Consider the following 21578-nt stretch of genomic DNA (forward strand, 5'->3'; position numbering starts at 1 on the left):
AACGCGACCCGTGACGGGGTGTGTTAATATTCGATCCGCGGTAGTTTGCTGACAACCGACCAACAGTATCAAGAACCCGGATATGGTCATGAGCGAACCGAATTTTTTTGGATCGGAGGGTAGGTTTAAAAAACTCATGGTGCAGACGCTACCTCACTTCCGTTGGGAGAGCCGAGTGAGCGGAATGTATCTCCGTCAATTGTTTCTGCAATAAAACGAACCGATCCATCAGCAAAGCCAAATTGGCAACCACCGGAGTGGAAGCTATAGGGTTGAAACTCATTGCTACAGTTCATCATGCATGGGCCAGGGCGCGTAAGGCCGTCGACGGAATACGAATTAAGGGCCATCGCGGTATTCCCGCCCCAGGCTGAAAAGATATAAACGCCTGCTGTTGGTGGAGTTACGGTTTTTCCTTTTACATAGTAGTCAGGTCGCCCCCCGATCTCGACATACCAAAACGTATTTGACAGTCCATCCAAATAGGACTTCAACGCGGTGCATAACGTGCCGCCGCCGGCGACTCCATTGGGACTGCCGTTTCTGATCTCAGTAAAGGCGCCCTCCAGCGATGCGTTTGCTGAATCGCGAACATTACGCACCGGCAAGTAGCAAGTGATCGCTGCTGTTCCGCCTGGCGATTGCGTCGTCGAGCTCACATCGGACATATTCACTTTCGCACCGCTATTGGGCGAAGAAGGACACTGAAGAAAATCGAGTGTCGTATTGATGGCGGCCTGATTGCTCGAATGATCCCAACCGACGTCGTAGTCGTAAAGATCTTCCACGTTGGACTGTTCTACAAACGGCAAGAGCAAAGGGATTTGTCCATTCATCGCTGAAACGCCTCCAGCGGTAGTAAAGACGGAACGCGCCGGCGGCAAGCCACGATGTGTGTCGTGGTAATTATGAATCGCCAAGCCGATTTGTTTGAGATGGTTCGTACATGACATTCGGCGCGCCGCCTCGCGAGCCTGTTGAACTGCCGGCAATAGCAGCGCAATCAAGACGCCGATGATCGCGATTACCACCAACAATTCGACCAACGTAAATCCATGACGTAGGTCGCGATCTAGTCTGACTCGTTTCATTGCCTCCACCGATTTCTAGTAGTTTCTGGCGCCGGAAGACGCCGGCAGATCCTCACAAAAGAACTCAGTCTGAATAGCAAATGAAATTCCCGAAAGGGCCAATGTCTTAAAATAGATGAAAAACGGCCGGCATGGGGCCGTTAGAGGGACGTCATGCGCCGCTGAGGATTGTTTACAGCCGTAGGCATGTTGATTGAAGCGACACGCATGTTGGCGAAATCGACAGGCGAGCGCCATGTAAGCTGCATGCGGTGCAAAGTTTCTCACCGCATCGGCATCACTTCTCGCGGCGTATAACAGCTTTCTAGCGTCTCAATCTCTTCGTCGGTGAGCTCAATTTCGAGCGCGGCCAGTGCGTCTTCGAGATGATGCGGCTTTGATGCGCCAATAATTGGCGCGGTGACGACGGGGTTGCTTAGCACCCAGGCCAGCGCGATTTGCGCCATCGAAACTTCGCGGCTGGCGGCGATCGTTTCGACCGTATCGATGATTGGTTGATCGATGTCGGCGGTTTTGCCGAACAACTTATTGCCATATTCGTCATTATTCGACCGTGTGGTCGCTTGTTGGTCGCTCCAAGGGCGAGCCAACTTGCCGCGCGCAAGTGGGCTCCAGGGGATCACGCCGATTCCTTCTTCTGCGCACAGCGGCAACATCTCGCGTTCTTCTTCGCGATAAAGCAAGCTGTACTGCGGCTGCATCGTAGTAAAGCGCGTCCAGCCGCCGGCGTCGGCCATATAAAGCGACTTGGCGAATTGCCAAGCGAACATCGACGATGCACCGAGATAACGAACCTTGCCCGACTTCACCACGTCATGCAACGCTTCGAGCGTCTCTTCGATCGGCGTGTGGTAGTCCCAGCGATGGATCTGATAGAGATCGATATAGTCAGTCCCTAACCGCCGCAAACTATCGTCTACCGCGGTGAAGATCGCTTTGCGAGAGAGGCCCCCGGCGTTGGGACGTTTTTTCCAAGCAAAGAAAACCTTGGTGGCGATCACCACCTCGTCGCGAGGTGCAAAATCCTTGAGCGCTTGGCCAATGATCTCTTCACTGGTTCCGGCCGAATAAGAATTGGCCGTATCAAAAAAGTTGATGCCGGCATCCCAAGCGGCTTGCAGAAAAGGGCGACTTTGTTGCTCGTCAAGCGACCAGGGATGGGCGCCTTGGTCGGGAATCCCGTAGGTCATGCAACCCAAACAGAGCGGGGAAACCTGCAGACCGGTATTGCCGAGATTGATGTAGTTCATTGGGTGGCTCCAAACGTAATCGCAATGCAGTCTAGGCGTAACCGTTAGATGCGACGACCGGGAGAAAGTTACGAAGCCGTCAGCGCAAGGCCTGACCAACCCATTACAAGCTACGGAGAAAAGCAAGCAGAGCGGTTTGTTCTGCGGTGCTCAGCTCGCGAGGTTGTTGATGTTTTTGCTGAGTGATCAATGCTTCTAAGCTCTCGCAGCTACGATCATGAAAGTAGGGCCCGCGATGGCCGACGCCGCGGAGGGAAGGGGGATTGAACCTTTCGTTTCCCTTTTTGTCATGCAGTCCCACGTCATACACGTCAGGCGTCGTGTAGCTGGGTGGTGCATGACATTGAATGCAATTGAGTTCTGTGAATAGGGCTTGGCCAGCGGCGACTTGAGCTTTGTCCCGCGTTTGTTGTAACTGATCGATCGGCTGCGGAAGCGTGAGCGTGGCGAGAAACGCGGCAAGGTGATCCGCTTCTTCTGCGCTGATATCTTCGCCGCGCATGGTCAGCGTGACCGACTTATGAATCTGAGCTTGTAAGGTGTCGCTTTTGCCAAGCCAGCCATAGGGGGCCGTATCATGCGAGCTGAGCAGCGAGAGGATTCTTTTCGGGGCTCCGTACGAATTGTCGCTGAGGTTGTCATTGGCCAAGCCGATGGTGTGGCCGTCGGTGTGGCAGCTATGACAAGACATCCAACCCTCCAGCGAGAGCCCGTGATAGAAGAGCCGCTCGCCTTTTTCGGCCGATGTTCGCTCACGCACGGGGCCCAACTCAATCACACCGATCCGCTTACGCTGTTTGACGTTGACAATCGAGATTGTGTCGTCAAGCGAGTCTGCGACATAAATCAGTTGTTGGTTCTGCGAGAAGAGAACGTCGGTTGGTCGCTGGCCAACTTTCACGCGCCACAGGCCGTAGGCTTGATCCTTGCCGATGGCAATTTGATTGGTTGCGCCCATCGAGACGGCGTAGTCGCCATTGGATGCGATTGCGACGCCGGTTGGATCCCCGCTGCCTACCCCAGGCTCACCGATCGAGAACATTCGGTTTCCTTGGTAGAGGTTCGAGTCTTGTCTCGATAGGGCGTCGACCTTTAGCCAACGAATATCGTTGGAAATCACCATGCCCCAATGGATGTCATTATCGTTGGTGTAAGCCAACTCGCTTAGCATTTGATGGGCAAGCGCCACGCTCGATCCATCGTCGGCCAGATGCAATCGCTGAATGTTATGAGCCGGAAATTGATTGATTGCTTGGACGTTGAGATCGGCTGTTTGGATCGCGGCCAGATTACCGCCGAAAGCATCTGCGACGATCAGCAAATCGTGCTGCGGCAATAGCAGCAACTCTCGTGGCGCAAACGGAAGCGTGATCCGCTTGGTCTCGCGCCAGTGGGACTGTTGTTTCTCGAGCCGGGTGATTTGCTTGGACCAGAGCGAACTGACATAGATCACAGCGCCCTTAATTTCACTCCCTTCCGTTACTCCCACTTCGGTCATTGCGGCAATGCGCTGCGGATAAGGGGCGACCGAGACGCGCTCGACCACCGAGATCAGGTCATCGACCAAGGCGATCTCGATCACTTCATGAGCGATGGGATCGGTTAGCAAATAGTGATCGCCCGGCAAAGCGGTTAGTGAGGTAACGCTTTGCCCAACGCGGAATTCGCCGATGGGCTGATCGGTGGTCAGGTCGATCAGCGAGACGCTGCCGCTCTTTTGGTTGGCTGTCAGGAGTCGATCTTGCGACTGCGAGAGGGCTAGACGCATCGGCTGGCGAAGGTCGGCTCGCTGAAGATCGAGCGGTTCGGCGCCGATAACAGCGGAGACGATCAGCAACGAAATCATGGCAAGGCCAGACATTCGGCATATACTTCCGGAAGGAGTGAAGGCAGGAGCCCTCAGTTTCTCACACGCTGCTGCCGGTCACAAGAGAAGTTATTGGGGGCATTGAGCCCTGCGACTGGCGGCAAAGCGGCAATATCGTGACATCTTCCCTATTTTTAAGAGATTCAGCGTTGAGCGACATCGTGGCAGGCCGAGAAATACTTAGCCAATTTTGGCGGCTCCGTATCGCCGTTGCAGGCGATTTGACACTGTGCCAGACGCTGGACGTGTCTGAGCAAGGGCTGATCACCAAAAGCGGGGAGACGGTCGGTGGGATCGGCCTGGTGTTGGCGGCGCTGCGAGAGCTGACGGTTCAAATTCGCGCCGCCGTGACCGTGGTGGGTGATGACGGCGTTTGGTATGAGCTAAAGGGACGCTTTGACGAGCTGACCTTTTCGACCGACTATCTGCAGAGCGATTGCCGCTGGTCGACGCCTGTCGATTATCAAGTCACCGAAGGTGCCGTTCTGCATCAGCGTCGTCTGCGGCATGTTGGAGTGCTCGATGAGGCTCTCTCGTTGCCGTTACAAATGCAACTGCGAGCGGCGTGTCGACAGCATGATGGTCTGGTGATCGTGGATCGAGGGTTACCCGGCGAAGCGAGCATCATCGATGACGAGATCCGCCGCGTGACGCGACATATCGCCCAGCAAGAGTCACGCAAACGAGTGATCGTCTGGAGTAATGCTGCGCTGGGAGAGTTTGCCGGTTGTTGGCGCTACCTCGAGCCAGAAGATACTTCGGCTGCGTTTGCCGAGCAGGATTTAGAAAAAATCGCTGCGGCGGCCGCCGAACATCGAGAGAGTTACTTTTTGCGCACCCCGGCAGGACTGATCGTCGCTGTGGTGGACCAAGCGGCGCAGTTGGTGCCGGCGCGGTTGGCGGTTGATTATGATCCGTACGCAATCGTAGCGACGATTGCAGCGGCAGGGATCGCCGGCGCTGATCCTCTGGCAGCCGCCCAGATTGGAGCCGCGGCCGCGGCGATTTCGCCGCCTGTCACGACTGGCGCAATCGCGCAACAGGCGGAGAAAAGGTAGCCTTTTGGGGACGCGGCAATTATTATCTAGCAGCGAGTTGCGGAGTTTTACTGTTCGTTGGCTCGATTGACTTTGATGGAGATATTCCCTTGTCCGTTCTCGTAACCGGTTCGACCGGATTAGTTGGCAATAATGTGGTGCGCCGCTTGTTGGGAGCAGGGCGGAAGGTTCGCGTCGTTGTTCGTCCGGGTCGGGAGACGGCGCCGATTGAAGATCTTGGGGTAGAGATTGTCGCCGGCGATATTTGCGATCTCGAAAGTTTGCGAGCCGCCGTCCGCGATATCGACTTGGTCATCCACTGCGCCGGGCATGTTCATATCGGCTGGACCGGCAAGCACCTGGCCGAAGCGATCAACGTGGGGGGATCGCGAAACATCGCGGTCGCCGCGCGCGAGGTGGGCGCCAAACTGGTGCACGTTTCGACAGCCGACACGTTGGGCGCCGGGCTGCGAAATAAACTTGCCGATGAAGAATCAACGCCGGTGTTCAATCCTCCTATTCCCTATGTCGTGACGAAGATCGCCGGAGAAGTTGAAGTTCGCAAGCAAGTGGAACTGGGGCTCGACGCGACGATCGTCAATCCCGGCTTTATGCTAGGGCCTTGGGATTGGAAGCCATCAAGCGGGCGGATGCTGTTAGAAGTAGCCCAGGGCAAGCCCCCGATGGCGCCGCGCGGCGGCAGTACGGTCAGCGACGTGCGTGACGTTGCTGACGGAATCTTACTGGCCAGTCAAAAGGGACGTCGCGGCGCCAATTACATTTTGGGCGGCGAGAACTTGACCTACTTGGAACTGTGGAAGCTGTTCTCCGAAGTCGCGAGAATCCCCAAGCCAATTTGCCGGATGGGACCGCTGATTGCGGTTGGCGCCGGTTTGGTCGGAGATATCTGGGCCAAAGTCACCGGCGTCGAAGGATCGGTGAATTCGGCGGCGCTGAAGATCTCTGGGGTCTACCACTACTATTCAAGTCGTCGCGCCGAAACCGAACTCGGTTATCAATGCCGACCGGCGAGAGAATCGGTGGTCGACGCCTGGCAGTGGTTTCAAGCGCACGGCTATACCAAGAAACCTCCCACGACATCCGAAAGGATGAATGCGCCGACCGTCATGTCGAAGATCTAACTCTTCGCCCAATATAGCAACTAGTTATTGGCCTTTTTGGTCGCCGGTGGCGCGGCGCTGCTAGAGACCGGTGGCAGGGCTACGAAGCTCTGGCGAACCGATCCGAGCCGGCCTGCCGCGAAAGCATCGATCGTGATGCGATACTTGCCGGGATTGGGGGGCAATTGAAAGCGGAGCTTCGCCTGACCGTTGGTGTCGGTCTGGACGAGTGGGGCCCAGTAAATTGTTTCCGGCGGCGGCTGATTGGTGGAGAGACCGTTGGCCGCTTTCGACTCCTGCTCACCATAGGCGTAGGCGCGATAGTAGAAACCTTGCGACGCCGCGTAGCCCCCTTTGTTGCGGTCATCGGCATCTGGTTTAGCGGCATTTTGCGCAGCTCGATCTCGTTGCCCAGCACCGCGGGCCATCATCCGCTGCGCTGGTTGCTGACCGGGTGAGGCTTCTACGGCTGGCTGCCGAGGAGCGAATCCAGGAGCTCCTCCAAGTCCGGCGCCGGCAGCTTGCAGCGTCTGAGCTTGTTGGGCCATGTCGGACTGTTGGGACGCTTGCTGCGACTCGGCTTGGCGTAAACCATATTCGGTGATTCCCAACGATTGATTGCGCTGCAACAGCACTTCGTCGCGTTGCGGCGGAGACAGACTATCAGGGCGCGCTGGCAACGCGCCGAGTGACGATTTTTGTTTCACGTCTGAGAGGGAGTATCGGGCTTGCGGCCCAGAGCTTACCGAGTTCGATCCAACGCGATTCGCCGCAGGCGTTTCTGGCATTGCTCTTGGCAGGGACGAAAGCGGCGTGCTGCTGGCGGCGGGGGCATGGCTCGCTTCTTTTTTGGCTACCGCCGCGTCGTTGGCGATTTCTGTTGACATTCCTTTTAGCATCGGCCCGGGGGCGGGTGTCGGTTCAGCGGGCGCTGCCATCGGCCGCGCGATGTCGGCGCGTCCGGATGCTTTTTCGGTGGTTAGCTTACGCTGCTCGGGCGGTCTCGTGTCAGCCGCCAGCGGTGGTCCGATCGACTCGGACATGGGTGATATTTTGGCGTTGGGGGGCGCAGCAGATTCTCCTTTTCCTGCCAACTGGCCTTCCGGGAGATCCATATTTAGCAGGTTCATTTCGCCGATCGATTCTTCGCTGGCAAGATCGTCTGACTCGATGCTGCCGCCTATCATGTTGTCCCCTATCGCTGGGCTGGACATCGCCGACGAAGACGAGGCCGGAGACATTTCGGTCCGCGCGACTTGACTGCTGACGGGATTGGAATCCAAGGAAGCTGGCAGCAGCATGATTCCGAGAGCTACTGCAGCAAGAGTCGAAACTACCATGGCCGGTCCCCAGAACCAGGGTGAGCCAGCCGCATGCAGCAGCACCAACACCAACAAACCCAGCATGGTCGCGATCGCAACGCCTAATAACCACGGCGTCAGGTCAAAGCTTGAACTTGCCGCGCGCGAATTGAAGCTGGCTGGACCGGCGGCGACTAACGATTTTGCGACCGGCGACTTTGCGACCGGATTGTAAAGATGATTTTTGAGGATCAAGATCGGCGGCTGCGCGTCGATTTCGGACTCGGCAGGTATGCCGCTGTAATTGCTGGAGGATAGTTCCGTGATTCGCTCCAACTCGGCAGTCGGCACTGCCTGGTGGTGATTATAGGCGAGTTCGGCGGCAAGCTCACGGCCAAATCCGCGGTTGGTGTCGGCTTCGATAAATTGGCGCCAACCGTCGGTCGCTAGGATGAAATCAAGTTGGCTTTCGGACTCGTCGTCGTCGCTCAAGAGAGCTTGCGGATCCTTCAGCTCTTCAGGACGTTGTAGACGCTTGGTTAGCAGCTGCGACGCGACCAAAGTGGGAGACTCTTGGATGGTATGCGCGAAAGCAGATTCGTGAACGACGGCGACGCCCAGCGCCGCTGAGGTTGGCTGGCCGGCTTCCGTTTTGGTGATGATTTGAAGGTTCACCTGATCATTCGCCGCATAGTCGGCCTGTAAATCGGGCGTTTCTATCGCTAGCCGCTGCGCCGGGCGGCGGAAGACCATCCGCTCGGCCAGCGGCGTGACTTGGCCTGACTCGTGGGCGGCGTAAAGCGTCACTTCGCCGGCGCCGGCAATTTCTGGCGGCACATCCAAGCGAACACGCGTCGATTTCAATGTTTGCGGTACCGCGAAGAATTGCTGCGTGACCAGGACGCCGTTGTTGTAATAGGCCAGGCCATAACGCTGATCGTCGTCACGACTGACAACTTCGATTTCGAGCGGTTGATCGGCGTCGACAATCGGATCGGGCACTTTGAGCGTGGCCAGGGCGGTCTCACTGACCGGCGGCAAGTCGGCGTCAATCTGGCTTTCGCCCAGGGCGGCGGTCAAGCGATAGTTTTGTTGCGGCAGGGGGATGAAATCAAACCGGCCGCGACCTCGATACTCGGTCTTGGCGGTTGCGACGACTTCATCGCGGCTGTTGACGATCGAGCCTTGCAGCTCAACTGGCTTGCCGTTGGTGTCCGTTGCATGAAAGTAGACCCGATTGCTGAGTCCAGCGACCAGCGTTCCTCCTTCGGGACAAAACAGAACGTCAACCGCTTGCGGCTGCAGCGGAATCGGCGAAGCGTAGGCCCAGCTTTGATCCGCATTGGAGAAATATAGATGCTGAGAAACGCGTGGATCGGCGGCCGCAAGTTGCAACGTGACGTTGGCTTGACCCGCAGCCGACGTTTCAATCTCTTGCGGTTCAGCGACGAAGCTTCCTTGGACAATCTGCCGCATCTGCAGCTTTTGATTGGCTAGTGGTTGACCCGATTGGGTTGTCAATTGCAGCGACGCCGAAACTTCTTCGCCGAGACGGAACCAGTCTCGCGAAAAATTAAGCTGCGCGTTCCAGATTGGCGGCGCTAGAGGATCAACCTGGAACCGAGTCACGTCGGCGATGCCATCGGCATTTCTCGTGATTAGCGAATAATTGCCGGCAACGCTGTCGCCAGGTAACGACCACGCGCTGGCGGCGACTCCTTGCTGCGTCGCGCCCTGGTCGACGTATCCAGCAATCGGTTGCTGCTGAGGATCGAGAATCTCAAACGCAACCTCTCCATCAACCGAGTGTTGCGTTTGGCTGGTCAGCGTGTTACTGCGCCAACGAATCGTTTCGCCGGCGCGAACCAACGACCGATCAAGTGATAGAGAAGTGACCGTTTGTGGTGGGGCGTTCGCCAATTGGGGCGACTCGACTTCGACCAACTCACGTCCTTGATGTGCGAATACTTGCAGCGTCAGATCGGCGCGCGCCTTGTCGGCCGGCAACGCAATCTTGGCCAAGCCATTGACCGCTTGTTGCTTGCCGGCGGCGATGGTTTCGCCTTGCGACGATTTAAAGTTGTACGAAATCTCGGTCTCTGCTCGCGATGCCGCTGCATTGCGTACCGAGACCGCATAGCGATTGGCGACTTCGCTGCTCAGAACACGGGGGCCCGAGACCTCCAGTTCGATCGTCGGTTTCGCGAGCGCAGAATCGGCGACGCCAGTTTGCACTTCGAGAGACGCAGAGGGAGAAACGGTAGCCTGTGCTAGTTCGGTCATTGGGGTGAAAAAGACCGCTGCTCCGCTGGCCAAGATCAAAACCGACGCCGCCAGCGCGGTCAAAACTTGTAAGCTGCGGACAAAACCCTGCATCGCGCGAGATCGCTCGACCTGATCTTGAGCTTGCGCCTCTTTTTTCCAAGCGGCGAAGTCTGGTATCGGCACTTCGGTCACGCGAATCGCGGACGCCAACAAATCGGTCTGCTCTTTCACCTCGGCGTAGGTTCGGGCAAGTTCCGGATCGCTGCCGATCCGACCAGCTATCCGCGACGCTTCGTCAGCGGGGAGCAAGCCGTAAATCAGCTCGAGCATTTGTTGTCGGATTTCGTCGTGATCGGTCATCGAACTTTTAGGTGGTAAACGCGGGTGGGCGAGTTTCCTTGAGCAGGTTTCCAGGGGGGAGCGGAGTTATGGGCTACGGGGAAGCGTCCGCTTTGCTGGGAGCGAGGATCGTACGCAGTTTTTCGAGCGCCATTCGCATCCGTGTTTTTACCGTGCCGGAAGGGATTTCCAACGCCACGGCGATTTCGTCATATGTCATGTCACCATTCTGACGAAGCAGGAACACTTCGCGTTCTTCGTCACGCAGCTCTAGCACGGCAAGCCGCATTCGGTCGATTTGCTCGGCGTGTTCCGCTTTCTTCTCGGGAGAAGCATGCGGGCTGATGATTGTTTCTTCTTCGGACACTAGGTGCTGGCGTTTGCGACGCCAGGCGCTTTCACGATGATCACGACCGGTATTGATCGCAATTCGGAAAATCCAGGCTCGCACATTTTCAATTTCGGGTAGTTTGTCTTGGTTTCGCCAGCATTTGATGAAGCAGTCTTGCAGCGCGTCGCGAGCATCCTCCATATTGCCTAGCAGATGGTACAAGGCGCCCAATAACTCGCCGTGAAGGCGCGCGAAGACGTCCTCCAACGATTCCTGCTGTTTTGAGCAGGTCCGAGTTTTGTTGCCTTGACCGAGCTTCGCCACGTTTCGCCCTTCACCCTGTTAGACGACTACTGCGTGCGGCAAGATTTCGCCGCGGAGACGATTTTCAACGATTTTGACCGAAATCGCCAGCCAGTGAGCGATTTTGGCCGAGAATTCCCCCTTGTTTCACCAGAAACGCCGCCATTCTTGCGGTTTACCCCCAAATCAGACGATAATCAAAGCTATGTGGCCTGAAGCCGAAAAGACCGAACAACTGATACTAGACGCCCAAAGGGGCGATAGTGATGCCCGAGACAAGCTGCTCGAGCGGCATCGCGACTCCCTGCGCCGGATGGTCGAAATGCGACTGGACCGGAAGATCCGCCGCCGCGTCGACGCCAGCGATGTGGTTCAGGACGTCCTGGTCGAAGCGAATCGCCGCTTGGCCGACTACATGGCCAATCCCAAGATGCCGTTCCATCTGTGGCTGCGGCATTTGGCTCACGATCGCATCATTGACGCACATCGTCGCCATCGGGGGTCGCAAAAGCGAAGCGTCGATCTTGAACAAAACATTGCGGCTCCGCTAAATGTCGACCAGTCGTCGCTCAATATCATTGCCCAGATCTGCGACAGCGAGCTAACTCCGGCCGCCGCAGCGACCATGCACGAGCTGCAGGCTCGCTTTGAACAAGCGATCGCCCAACTGGACGATCAAGATCGGGAAGTGGTGGTGATGCGTCACTTTGAACAACTCTCGAATCAAGAGGTTGCCGCGGCTCTAGAACTGTCGGCCGCCGCCGCCAGCATGCGTTACTTGCGCGCCTTACGCCGACTACGTGTCCTGTTGGGCGAACCGACCGACGAGTAACCGCCCATGACGGAAGACCATGACCAGCGGGACGAGCGACTCGCTGCTTTGATCGATCAGCTCACCAGCCAAGTGCAGGCCGGGCAACATGTCGATCTCGAACGCGTCGTCGTGTCTCATCCTGATTTAGCCAGCGATCTGCGAGAACTGTGGGGCGCCGTGATGTTGGCCGATGCGGTTGCGACGCAAGTTCGCAGCGACCATTCGCTGGCTCATACCATTTCTGGCTCTAGCGGTTCGGCTAGCGGCAATTTGTCGCCGCTTAGTCTGCCTGCCGATTTTGGCGATTATCACCTGATCGAAGAAATCGGTCGCGGTGGCATGGGCATTGTCTATCGAGCTCGTCAAAAAAGTCTCGATCGTATTGTTGCCGTGAAGATGGTGCTGCGAGATCGCTTGGCGTCGCTCGAAGATCAGGCCCGGTTTCGCAGCGAAGCGGAAGCGGCTGCGCGGATCGAGCATTCGTCCATTGTGCCGATCTACGAAGTCGGAGAGTTCGATCGTCGCTGCTACTTCACCATGAAGTACGTCCAGGGAGAGACGCTTTCGGATCGGATCGCTCGAGGGCCGATGCCGCCGCGAGAAGTGGCCCAATTGCTGAAGCAAGTCGCCGATGCGGTCCACTGCGCCCATCAGCAAGGAGTGCTGCATCGCGACTTAAAACCGTCAAACATTTTACTGGACGAAACTGGCCGCCCTTTGGTGACTGACTTTGGCTTGGCCAAGCGGACAACCGACGGCATCGATTTGACTCGTACTGGCGCGATTCTGGGTACGCCGACCTACATGGCTCCAGAGCAAGCGGCCGGCAATCGAGGACGCATCGGACCAGTAAGCGATGTTTATAGCTTGGGATCGATCCTATACGCAATGCTGACGGGGCGCCCGCCGTTTCAAGGGGATTCGCCGGTAGATGTCGTCTTGAAAGTGCTGGAGCAAGACCCGCCGCTACCACGTGAGATCTATCCCAAGGTGGATCGCGACTTGGAGATGATCGCGCTGCGTTGTTTGCAAAAGCCAATCGATCTGCGGTATGGCAGCGCCGATGCGCTCTCGCGCGACTTGAACGCCTATCTGCATGACGAGTCGATCTCGGCTCGCAGTGGACGCTTTGGCCAAATCGTGTCGCGGCTGTTTCGCGAAACGCATCATGCGCAAGTGCTAGAGAACTGGGGTCTGCTTTGGATTTGGCATAGTTTGGTGCTGTTGGCGATGTCGCTGGCGACGTTTGGCTTGCAATTGATCGGCGACGAAACACGCTGGCATTACATCTTCATTTGGACGGTGATCGCCGGCGCATGGGCGATTATCTTTTGGGGACTGCGCCGACGTATGGGCCCGGTGACGTTTGTCGAACGACAGATCGCGCACGTCTGGGGCGCGGGGATGATCGGCGTCGTCTCCCTCTTCCCCATCGAAGCGCTGATGGGAATGCAACCGGTTGAACTCTCGCCGATCCTGGCGGTGATCTTGGGGATGCTATTTTTGATCAAAGGCGGAATCTTAACCGGCTGGTTCTACATCCAAGCCGGCGTGCTATTTTTGACCGCACTGCCGATGGCGATCTTCCCGCTTTACGCCCATCTGATCTACGGCGTAGTCGCATCGCTCTGCTTTTTTGTGCCGGGTGTGCAGTATTATCGGCAGCGGTTGCGGGGGGCGATGGGGAAGTGAGAGCGGTGGCGAAATCGGCAGCAGAAAATAATTTCGCCCTGATTTGAAACAAAGTTGGTCCCGGCGTTGTCGGCTACTATGAGAATGGATTTCCAACGCTCTTTTGAGGGCCGCCGCAACGCTGGTACGAGTGCATGCCGATTTCCCCAGACAATCTGATTGCCTTGATCGATTGTCATTGGGGGCCGCTGTTGGCGATGGTGGGGCGCGATCGAGCCTGGGCCGAGGATGTCGTTCAGCAAGCGTTTGTTCGGCTGGCGACTGAGGAACCGCCGCCTGAAAATCCGGTTGCATGGCTTTACCGTGTGGCTCGACGCGAATCGATCAATCAGTGGAAGCAAGGAAAACGCCGGCAACTGCGGGATCAAGCTGCCGCTCAATCGGAGCAAGCCCACGATGTAGCGGCGCAGCAGGCCGAATCGCGAGAGCTGCTCGATCAACTGCAGCATCTAGAAGAGGATGTTCGTCAGGTGCTGGTCGCCAGAATTTGGGGACAATTGAGCTGGCAGGAAATCACTCAGCTGACGGGGAAATCGCGGACAACCGTTTGGCGACTTTACCGTGCAGCTCTATATCAACTACGCCAACATTACGATGTGCCATGTCCGAGCAACGAGAAGTAGAGCCAAAACTTGACGCGTTCGACCAGCAATTCGCCGATCACCTGATACAGAAATCGTTAGCGAACTCGCCGGCCGATCATCGCCGTCTGCTGTATGACTGCGGCTATGCCGCTGGGCAAGCATCGAGTGTGCGTACTCCTTTGCCGCGCGTGCCTCTATTGGCGGCCGCTTTGGTGATGTTGTTGGCGGGAGGGCTGCTAGGCCGAATATCGGCTCCGCCCCAGCAAACCCCAGCGCCGCAGCTAGCCGGCGCCACGCCTAAAATTCCGGCAGTCACGTCAATCGATCATCGCAGATTAAAACTGCGTGACAATCGCAACACTTATGCGGCGCTGCGATTGAACGGTATTACGGCTGATCGTCCGATACTTGTGGCGGACGGCTTGGATTTACCGCGCGATCGGCAGACTCGCGCCGGCGATATCGCGACGTTTCTCGATTGATGTACTACGCAATGAACAAGCATATTTCTTAAAATGAGGCCCGTCATGATCCGAACTATTGCTTACGCGTTGGTGATCTTGCCCTGTCTTGGGCTGTATGCGGTGGCCGCCGATCCAGTGAAACGGACAACGCTGACGATCTACTCTCAGTCGATGACGAAAGCCGCCTCGGCGAATCGATTGCTTCCCACAGCGCCGCAGCTGCGTGACGGAAATGCAGTGATCGAACTGCTCCGTCTGCCGTGGGAGCAACAAAATTATATGTTGAAAACGGAGCCCAAACTGGGCGAAATGCTGGCGCAGCGTCCCTTTGATGATCCGAACCTCGCCGCTGACATTCAGTTTGATGGCTTTGCCGAACGTTTGCGCCGCGCTGCTTACACGCGTGACGCCAATTGGGACTACAACACGCAAGAGGGAGCGTTGGCTGAGGTGCTGCTGCCAGATATGCAGGGGTTGCGGCAATTTGTCGGCTACGGAATGTCGTTATGGATCAATACCAAGATTGCGACTGGTGAGTTGGATGAGGCCCGCGAAGGGATCGCAGTTCAACTAGCGTGTGCGCGACATATCGCTAAAGCGCCATTTTTGATCAATCGTTTGGTTGCGGAAGCGATAGCGCAGGAGTCACTCAATCGTATCGAATTGTTGATGCAACAAGAGGACGCGCCCAATCTTTACTGGCCGCTGGCGCTACTGCCGAGCACAATCGGGGATGACGCGATCTGCTGGCAATGGGAATCCGAAATGCTCATCGGCTCCATTCCATCCCTTGGCCGACCTTTGCCGCCGATCGGCGATCGCCGTTGGCGAGACGCAGCGAAGGAGGCTCCAATGATGAAGATGATATTGACGGAAAATAAAATGCGTCGTGATTACTTTACCGAAGTCAATCCAGAGATGCGGGAACGGATAAAAAACGATCTGCATGAGCAAGGTTATACCGTGCCAGAGATCGCCAGCATGCGAGAGGAGGAATTAGTGACACGCCGACTGATTTGGGAACATGAGTCGCTCAACGCCCAGGTCGAGGCTGCGTTTGGTCTTTCAGCGACCCAAGCATTGGCGCAACTGGAAGAGCTCGAAAAGAATATGGGGCCAAGTCGGGGCATTGGAAAGGATGGAGAGCAGGAAGCATCAATATTAACTTCCCCTGTACTAATGTTCTACAAATTGCGGCAGTTCGATCGTCGTCGGCGCATGCTACAGACCGTGGAAGCGATTCGTGACTATGCTGGCGATCATCAAGGCCAGTTGCCAGCGACACTGGCCGAACTGCGACTTCCGGCGCCAAACGATCCGCTGACTGAAAGGCCATTTGAGTATGAGAGTAAGGAAGGAAAAGCCTTGCTGCGGATGGCCCCGTTGAACGACAAAATTGACCGGCGCGATGGGCTTGTCGAACTGGAATTAGTAGTGCGCTAGGATCAGTAGCGGTTGCGGAGCGCCGTGGGGAAGTGAGGCTTGTCTACTCCATCTTCCCATCCGGCTGCTCCGCAGTGATCGCCATCACAATCGGCGCACTAGGATGCAGTCCTTTCACCAACTCTACCTCGGCAATCTCCTCGGTCCGCTTCGGTTCGATTTTGAGATAGCGCATTTGTTGTCCGCCGGTGAAGGAGAAGGCGAACTTTGACTCTGGCACGTCAACGCGGCGGATATAGTCGGCGAAGTGGAGCCCGTTTTTCAGCGGGATCTCTTCTTTTTGACCATCGGCGTAGTGCAGGCGGATAATCATTGCCGTCGTTTGGTTATTGTCGTACGGAGCGCCCCAGCCGCTGATTCCGCTGAGCAGGTGGATCGCTTTCGCCGGTGCGTGCAGAGGCAACGTGACGGACTGCGGCATCGCGGCCGCGATAGGACTGTTTTTACTCTTCAGCATGACGACGTTAGGTTTGTCGCCGGTGGGATCGACCAGTACGAACGGGATGCCTTCGATCGTCTTCGGTGACCAGTCAGCCAGACGAAGCGTCTCGCCGTCGTTAGCGGTGTTGTAAAACATTCCCTTGTTACTGGTGATGGTTGCAACGCGATCCAACGGCAGCGGGACGAACTTGCCTTTGTTGGTTAAAAACTCCAGCAGGTCGGTCAGTTCTTCACGGGTCATCTGTTTCTCGAACCCGTCGGGCATCAGCGATTTGCGCGATGCGACCAACTCGTCGATGTCTTCCCGCGAGAGTTGATGCTTTTTCGCTTCGGCGTCGATGATTTCGATCGCGGTTCGCGATTCACCGGCCAACATGCCGGTCAACAGTTTGCCGTCGAGCGTCATCACTTTGTAAGTGCGGAAGTTGCCTTCGACGCTCCGGCTTGGATCGATGATATTGGTCAGCAGTTCGGCTTTGGGATGAACGGCCATACCGGTCAGATCGGGACCGACATCTCCACCTTCGCCGCTATGCTTGTGGCATTTGGCGCAATGCTTTTTGTAAAGCTCTAGGCCGTTCTTTGGGTTCCCCTTGATGTCGGCGATCGCCAGCAGTTCATGCAGCACGGCATCGCGGTCTGCGTTAGGAAGACCTCCGCCCATGGCCAGTAATTTGCGAGCGCGCTCGCGGATCTTGGTGTCGGGATGATCGGCAAGGGCCTGACGTTGATCCAGTTTTAAGTCGTTGAAGGCCAGCGAGCCAGCTTCTAACGCGTTGACCAGGTCGCCGGTGGTCTTGGCTCGCGACAGAAGGACACGAATCGCCGCGTCACGCGTCGCGGGTGTCATTTCGCCAGCACGATCGGCGAGCGTTTCGCCGGTTGCATCGGCGGTGCTGGCCGAGAGTGCCAAAAGCAGCCCTTCGTTTAGTTTGGGGGTTGCCTGCGGCCCGACGATTTCCAAGATCAGATCGACCGGCTGCATGCTATCGGCGAGAAACTCGACAGCCTGACGTGCGGCCAAGATTCGGGCATCTTCGTCGGCGCTCTCATCTTCGACCACGTTCAGCAGTTGGTCGGCGACTTTGTCGGCGTATGCTTGCAAATTGACTCCGCTCCAATTGCTGGCCAGTTGAATCAGCGCCGCTTTGGTGGCGATCGGGGCCTGTTCGACTACGGCGCCGGCAACCGTGGTTGTGCTGGGGCTCGCATTGATTTTGTAGTCACGGGGCCAGCCTTGGTTTAGCCCGTCGATCACCGCGCTCAGGATCGCCGGATCGGCGGTTTGGATTCCGGTTAGCAGTGCGTCAATCTGAGCGGCGTTTAGCTTGCCGCGTGAGAGATGCTCGGCGACGATCGCCGTGATTGCGACCAAACGCTGATCAGGCGATTTTGCAACCTTGGCGATCTGCGGCAAAAAGTTATCCGCATGTTTAGCCGCTGCTGCGGTCAAAGCATCGGGCAACCAGCGATCGTTCAGCAACTTGGCGTCGGTCGCCAACTGGGCGATTGCGGCGCCAGCCGCCGAGTTGGTCGGCATGTCTGCCAAGGCCAACAGCGCCGCTAGACGAACTTGCGCGTCCGAGTCATGCAGCGTGTTGCTCGCGAGAATTGCCGCCGTCGAAGCGTCGGTCGAAGGTAAGACTGTCAACGCATTGCGGCGTACTCCCGCCGAACGATGCTCCAGTGCTTTCGCGGCGGCATTGTGAGCGGCCGTTTGTTGCGGGTCGGCCAAGACGCCGAGACCTTGCAATGTCCAGAGAGCATGAATCGCTCCCACGTTCAGGCCAATCGCATCGGTCGCCGGATCAAGCGTCATTTGAATTAACTGCGGCACGATATCTCGCTCCCCGCGGTCGATCAGCAGCCTCTGGGCATGCAGACGCCATTGCATGTTGGGGTGCTTTAGAGCAGCAATCAACGTGGCCGCGTCGGCAGTTTTCAAGTTGATCGCCGGGTTTCCGTCTTTATCCGCTTTGTTGTAGGCGACTCGATAGATGCGGCCATGTTTTTTGTCGCGGAGGTCCGACTCATACGCGGCGCCTTTGCCGGTTTTGAAGCCGTGCGGCGTGGGGTTGTGCTGCACCACATAGTTGTACCAATCGAGGAACCAGACGTTGCCATCCGGCCCGACCTGCGCGGCGATAGGCGCCGTCCATTCGTCATCGCTAGCGACCAGATTGATCGGGCTAGTCGAATGGTAATCAGAGCCATCCGGTGTCAAGACAAACGTGCCGATCAGCTTGCCGGTGGGCCCGCAGACGAAGGCCGTCTTGTTCCACCACTGCTGCGGATAGACGCGCGCGGTGTAAAGATCATGTCCAGCGGCTGCAGTGTAGCCGCCGTGCTGATCGACCTGGCGAACCTTGTCGGAGATTGGTTTGAATAGGTAGGTGTCAGCGATGGTTCCCAAGCGACTGGGGCCCCAGCCACGAACTTGCTCGTAGTACCGATTGGCGATCGGCATGTAGACGCTGGGATTGCGATTAGCGGTCGACCCGAAGATGATTCCTTCTTCGCTGATGCCGAGGCCCCACGTATTGTTGTCGGTCGAACGGACGAACTCTAGATCGGTCACATTCGGCGGGTCTTGATCGTCTAGGCGAAAGCGGAAAAAGCCCATCCGAAAATTCGGCTGCTGCTTGCCGTTGATCAGTGGGGCTGAGTCGTTGTAGCCCTGCATCCCCCAGATCCAGTTATCCAGACCATAATGGAAATTGCTGACGCCGCCATGCGTGTCCCCCAGCGTCCAGTTGGTGATCAGCGGTTTACGCACATCGGCTTTGCCGTCTCCGTTGGTATCTTTCAGGAAGAGGGTCTCGGTGCCGTTCTGCACGATCGCGCCGCCGCGATACGGAAGAATGGTGGTCGGAATACTGAGCTCTTCAGCAAAGATAGTGAACTTGTCGGCCTTGCCATCGCCGGTAGTGTCTTCACAAATCCGAATTCGATCGCGGCCACGATTGTTGGGTTGCAGTTCGTTGGGGTAGTCGAGCGTCTCGCAAATCCAGAGTCTTCCTTGTTCGTCCCAATTCATTGCGATTGGCTTGCCGCCTAGCTCTGGATCAGCAGCGAAGACGTCAATCGAGAAATCGACCGGATGCACCATATGGGTGAGCGACTGTTGGGGCGGCAGCGGCAATTGCATCACCGTCAATGGATCGGCTTGCACGCCCCACTTGTCGCTGGGCATATAGTTGGGGATTTTGGCGCCAACATCGATGTAGTCAAACTTGGCGGCATCGGCAGGAATACTGGACATCGCCGGCGGATTGAAGCGCGTGTTGTCATTAAAGTCAGGCACAACGCTCGGGTCATGCTTAGTCGCCCAGCGAACCCCGCGTTCGACCAGATTCATGAAGCCAGGGTTCTTCCAGGTGCGTGCGTCATGTCCCCAGGCCGTATAAAAGACGCGGCCGGCGCCCTGGTTGCGTATCCATGTCCAAGGTTCCTGCGTTTGGCCGTTGGCTTGTCCACCCTGGACTCGATATTCCAACACGATACGATCACGATCATTGTGGCGATGGTGAATGTAGGTTTCGTCCCAGCTTTGAAAGCCGTGAAAGCCTTTCATAATGGGATGGTCTGGCTCGGCAATGACGGTGCTGAAGACTTCGCCGCCATGCTTGGAGAACTGCCCCCCCACCAAGTCGACATAGGCCGGTGAGTTGAGAAAGCAGTAAGAGGCGCAGTGTAGCGGAATCAGCGCTCCGCCTTTGGCGACGTAGTCCAGCAATGCCCCTTCCTGCTCGGGCGAGATGTTCTCGGCGTTCGCGTAGATCAGCAAGCCGTCGTATTGTTTAAGCCGCTCTTTATTGAGTGCGGTGAGATCTTCGGTGTACTCGATGTCGATGCCGCGCTCTTTCATCACCGGAATCATCTGGGTGGCGAGATCGGCAGGGCGATGATGCCCTTGGTCACCCAAAAAGAGAATCCGAATCGGTGCGTCGTCACTTGCTTGAGCAAGCGAGCAGCAACAAGCAACAAGCAGCAGAGCTGCGATAAGCAAACGAATCACGGCGATACTCCGGCCATCACGCTTGACGCCAACCGAGGCGACGAGCGTTTGGAAAAGCGAATAGAAGCTACGATCTCAGTTGGGCAAGCAAAAAGTTTAGGCGAGCGTGAACTCGGGCAAGCGAACGATTTCGCCCCCCTTGTTCGTCGATTGATGGGCGCACAACCCGACGCAGGTCCAATTGGCGCTGATTACGGCGTTGGGCCAAGGATCGCGATCTTCGGCCAAGGCGCAGGCGAACTCATTCGCCAAGTGCGGATGCGATCCGCCGTGTCCTGCACCTTGGATAAACGACAAATGTTCGACATCTTGAATCGCGCGGGTGAACTTTTGAATCTCGGCCGGCAAGCGATGGGCGAAGTCGGGCACCGTGATTCGTGAGGCGATTTCGTGCTCGGGCTTCTTCGCCGTGTGCAGCACATGCTCTTCCCCTTCGATCAGCGCCCACTCAAAGCTTTTCTTGGTGCCGTAGACATCAAAGCTTTCGCGATACTGACGCGCGGTGTCAAACAAGAACCGCCAAATATGAGCGGCGACCGGGCTATCTTTGAGCTTGATGTGACACGTTTCTACCGCATAGCGATTGCCCGACTTCTCGGCCAGTTCCGGTGAGATGACTCCCGAGCCGAAGCAACTGACGTATTCAGCGCGGCTGTTCATCAGCCCCAGCACCGGACTAACGACATGCGTCGCGTAGTGCATCGGGATCATCCGTTCCCAATATTCAGGCCATCCCTGCATGTCTTGCGGGTGGGATGCGGCCATGTATTGGATGTCGCCAAGCTCTCCCTTGTCGTACAGTTCTTTGATGTAGAGGAACTCGCGGCTATAGACGACTGTTTCGGCCATCATGTACTTCAAGCCGGTCTCGGCGACCTTTTCGACGATTTGACGGCACTCTTCGATGGTGGTCGCCATCGGCACGGTGCACATCACATGCTTGCCGGCGTCAAGCGCCTTGAGCGACATCCAGCCGTGATCCGGAATCGGTGAGTTGATATGGACAAAGTCGACTGTGGGATCGGCCAGGACATCGTCATAGCTGGTATAGCGCTTCTCGATCTCCAGCATGTCGGCCATCTTGTGCATTTCGGCCTCGTTCCGCCGGCAGACCCCATACATATTGATTTGCGGGTGAGCTTTATAGATCTGGATAAACTCGGCCCCGAAACCGAGCCCCACAATCACCACGTTGAACTGCTTCGTATTCATCAATA

At 56.8% G+C, this 21578-nt stretch carries 14 protein-coding genes; 7 read left to right on the top strand and 7 right to left on the bottom strand.

Annotated features, from left to right (window positions below; translation table 11 throughout):
* Positions 1–134: 134 nt before the first annotated feature.
* The 3 genes from SH421x_RS00955 to SH421x_RS00965 all read right to left on the bottom strand — a co-directional run bounded on the left by SH421x_RS00955 (position 135) and on the right by SH421x_RS00965 (position 4202).
* Positions 135–1091: a DUF1559 family PulG-like putative transporter gene (locus SH421x_RS00955; protein ID WP_488853425.1), complete on the bottom strand. Its 957-nt coding sequence runs from the start codon at positions 1089–1091 to the stop codon at positions 135–137.
* A gap of 263 nt (positions 1092–1354) precedes the next feature.
* Positions 1355–2341, bottom strand: coding sequence for an aldo/keto reductase (locus SH421x_RS00960; protein WP_488853426.1), 987 nt, complete (start codon positions 2339–2341; stop codon positions 1355–1357).
* A gap of 103 nt (positions 2342–2444) precedes the next feature.
* Positions 2445–4202: a hypothetical protein gene (locus tag SH421x_RS00965; protein WP_488853427.1), complete on the bottom strand. Its 1758-nt coding sequence runs from the start codon at positions 4200–4202 to the stop codon at positions 2445–2447.
* A gap of 155 nt (positions 4203–4357) precedes the next feature.
* Here SH421x_RS00965 and SH421x_RS00970 point away from each other — a divergent pair, with 155 nt between their 5' ends.
* Both SH421x_RS00970 and SH421x_RS00975 read left to right on the top strand, forming a co-directional pair.
* Positions 4358–5266: a hypothetical protein gene (locus SH421x_RS00970; RefSeq protein WP_488853428.1), complete on the top strand. Its 909-nt coding sequence runs from the start codon at positions 4358–4360 to the stop codon at positions 5264–5266.
* An 89-nt stretch (positions 5267–5355) separates the two neighbouring features.
* A complete protein-coding gene (locus tag SH421x_RS00975) occupies positions 5356–6387 on the top strand; it encodes an NAD-dependent epimerase/dehydratase family protein (protein ID WP_488853429.1) in 1032 nt (343 codons plus the stop codon).
* 20 nt (positions 6388–6407) lie between these two features.
* On the opposite strand, the gene SH421x_RS00980 is transcribed toward SH421x_RS00975, so the two are convergent.
* Complete coding sequence (locus tag SH421x_RS00980) at positions 6408–10292, bottom strand: hypothetical protein (RefSeq protein ID WP_488853430.1); 3885 nt, start codon at positions 10290–10292, stop codon at positions 6408–6410.
* A 73-nt stretch (positions 10293–10365) separates the two neighbouring features.
* Positions 10366–10926: an RNA polymerase sigma factor gene (locus SH421x_RS00985; protein WP_488853431.1), complete on the bottom strand. Its 561-nt coding sequence runs from the start codon at positions 10924–10926 to the stop codon at positions 10366–10368.
* A 184-nt stretch (positions 10927–11110) separates the two neighbouring features.
* On the opposite strand from SH421x_RS00985, the gene SH421x_RS00990 reads away from it, so the two are divergent.
* The 5 genes from SH421x_RS00990 (at position 11111) to SH421x_RS01010 (ending at position 15902) form a co-directional block, all read left to right on the top strand.
* Positions 11111–11737 carry a sigma-70 family RNA polymerase sigma factor gene (locus SH421x_RS00990; protein ID WP_488853433.1) on the top strand — a complete coding sequence of 209 codons (627 nt, stop codon included), beginning with the start codon at positions 11111–11113 and terminating at the stop codon, positions 11735–11737.
* Positions 11738–11743: 6 nt separating this feature from the next.
* Positions 11744–13411 (top strand): serine/threonine-protein kinase, encoded by a 1668-nt coding sequence (locus tag SH421x_RS00995; protein ID WP_488853434.1) that lies wholly within the window; start codon positions 11744–11746, stop codon positions 13409–13411.
* A 134-nt stretch (positions 13412–13545) separates the two neighbouring features.
* Positions 13546–14034: an RNA polymerase sigma factor gene (locus tag SH421x_RS01000; RefSeq protein ID WP_488853435.1), complete on the top strand. Its 489-nt coding sequence runs from the start codon at positions 13546–13548 to the stop codon at positions 14032–14034.
* Positions 14013–14477 (top strand): hypothetical protein, encoded by a 465-nt coding sequence (locus SH421x_RS01005; RefSeq protein ID WP_488853436.1) that lies wholly within the window; start codon positions 14013–14015, stop codon positions 14475–14477. The genes SH421x_RS01000 and SH421x_RS01005 overlap by 22 nt, the downstream gene beginning before the upstream one ends.
* Before the next feature lie 45 nt (positions 14478–14522).
* Positions 14523–15902, top strand: a complete 1380-nt coding sequence (locus SH421x_RS01010) for a hypothetical protein (RefSeq protein WP_488853437.1) — start codon at positions 14523–14525, stop codon at positions 15900–15902.
* A gap of 43 nt (positions 15903–15945) precedes the next feature.
* On the opposite strand, the gene SH421x_RS01015 is transcribed toward SH421x_RS01010, so the two are convergent.
* On the bottom strand, positions 15946–20361 hold the full coding sequence (locus SH421x_RS01015; protein WP_488853438.1) for a PVC-type heme-binding CxxCH protein: 4416 nt from the start codon (positions 20359–20361) through the stop codon (positions 15946–15948).
* A 96-nt stretch (positions 20362–20457) separates the two neighbouring features.
* A complete protein-coding gene (locus SH421x_RS01020) occupies positions 20458–21573 on the bottom strand; it encodes a Gfo/Idh/MocA family protein (RefSeq protein WP_488853439.1) in 1116 nt (371 codons plus the stop codon).
* Between the last annotated feature and the right edge of the window lie 5 nt (positions 21574–21578).

This window comes from Blastopirellula sp. SH421, from assembly GCF_057808535.1.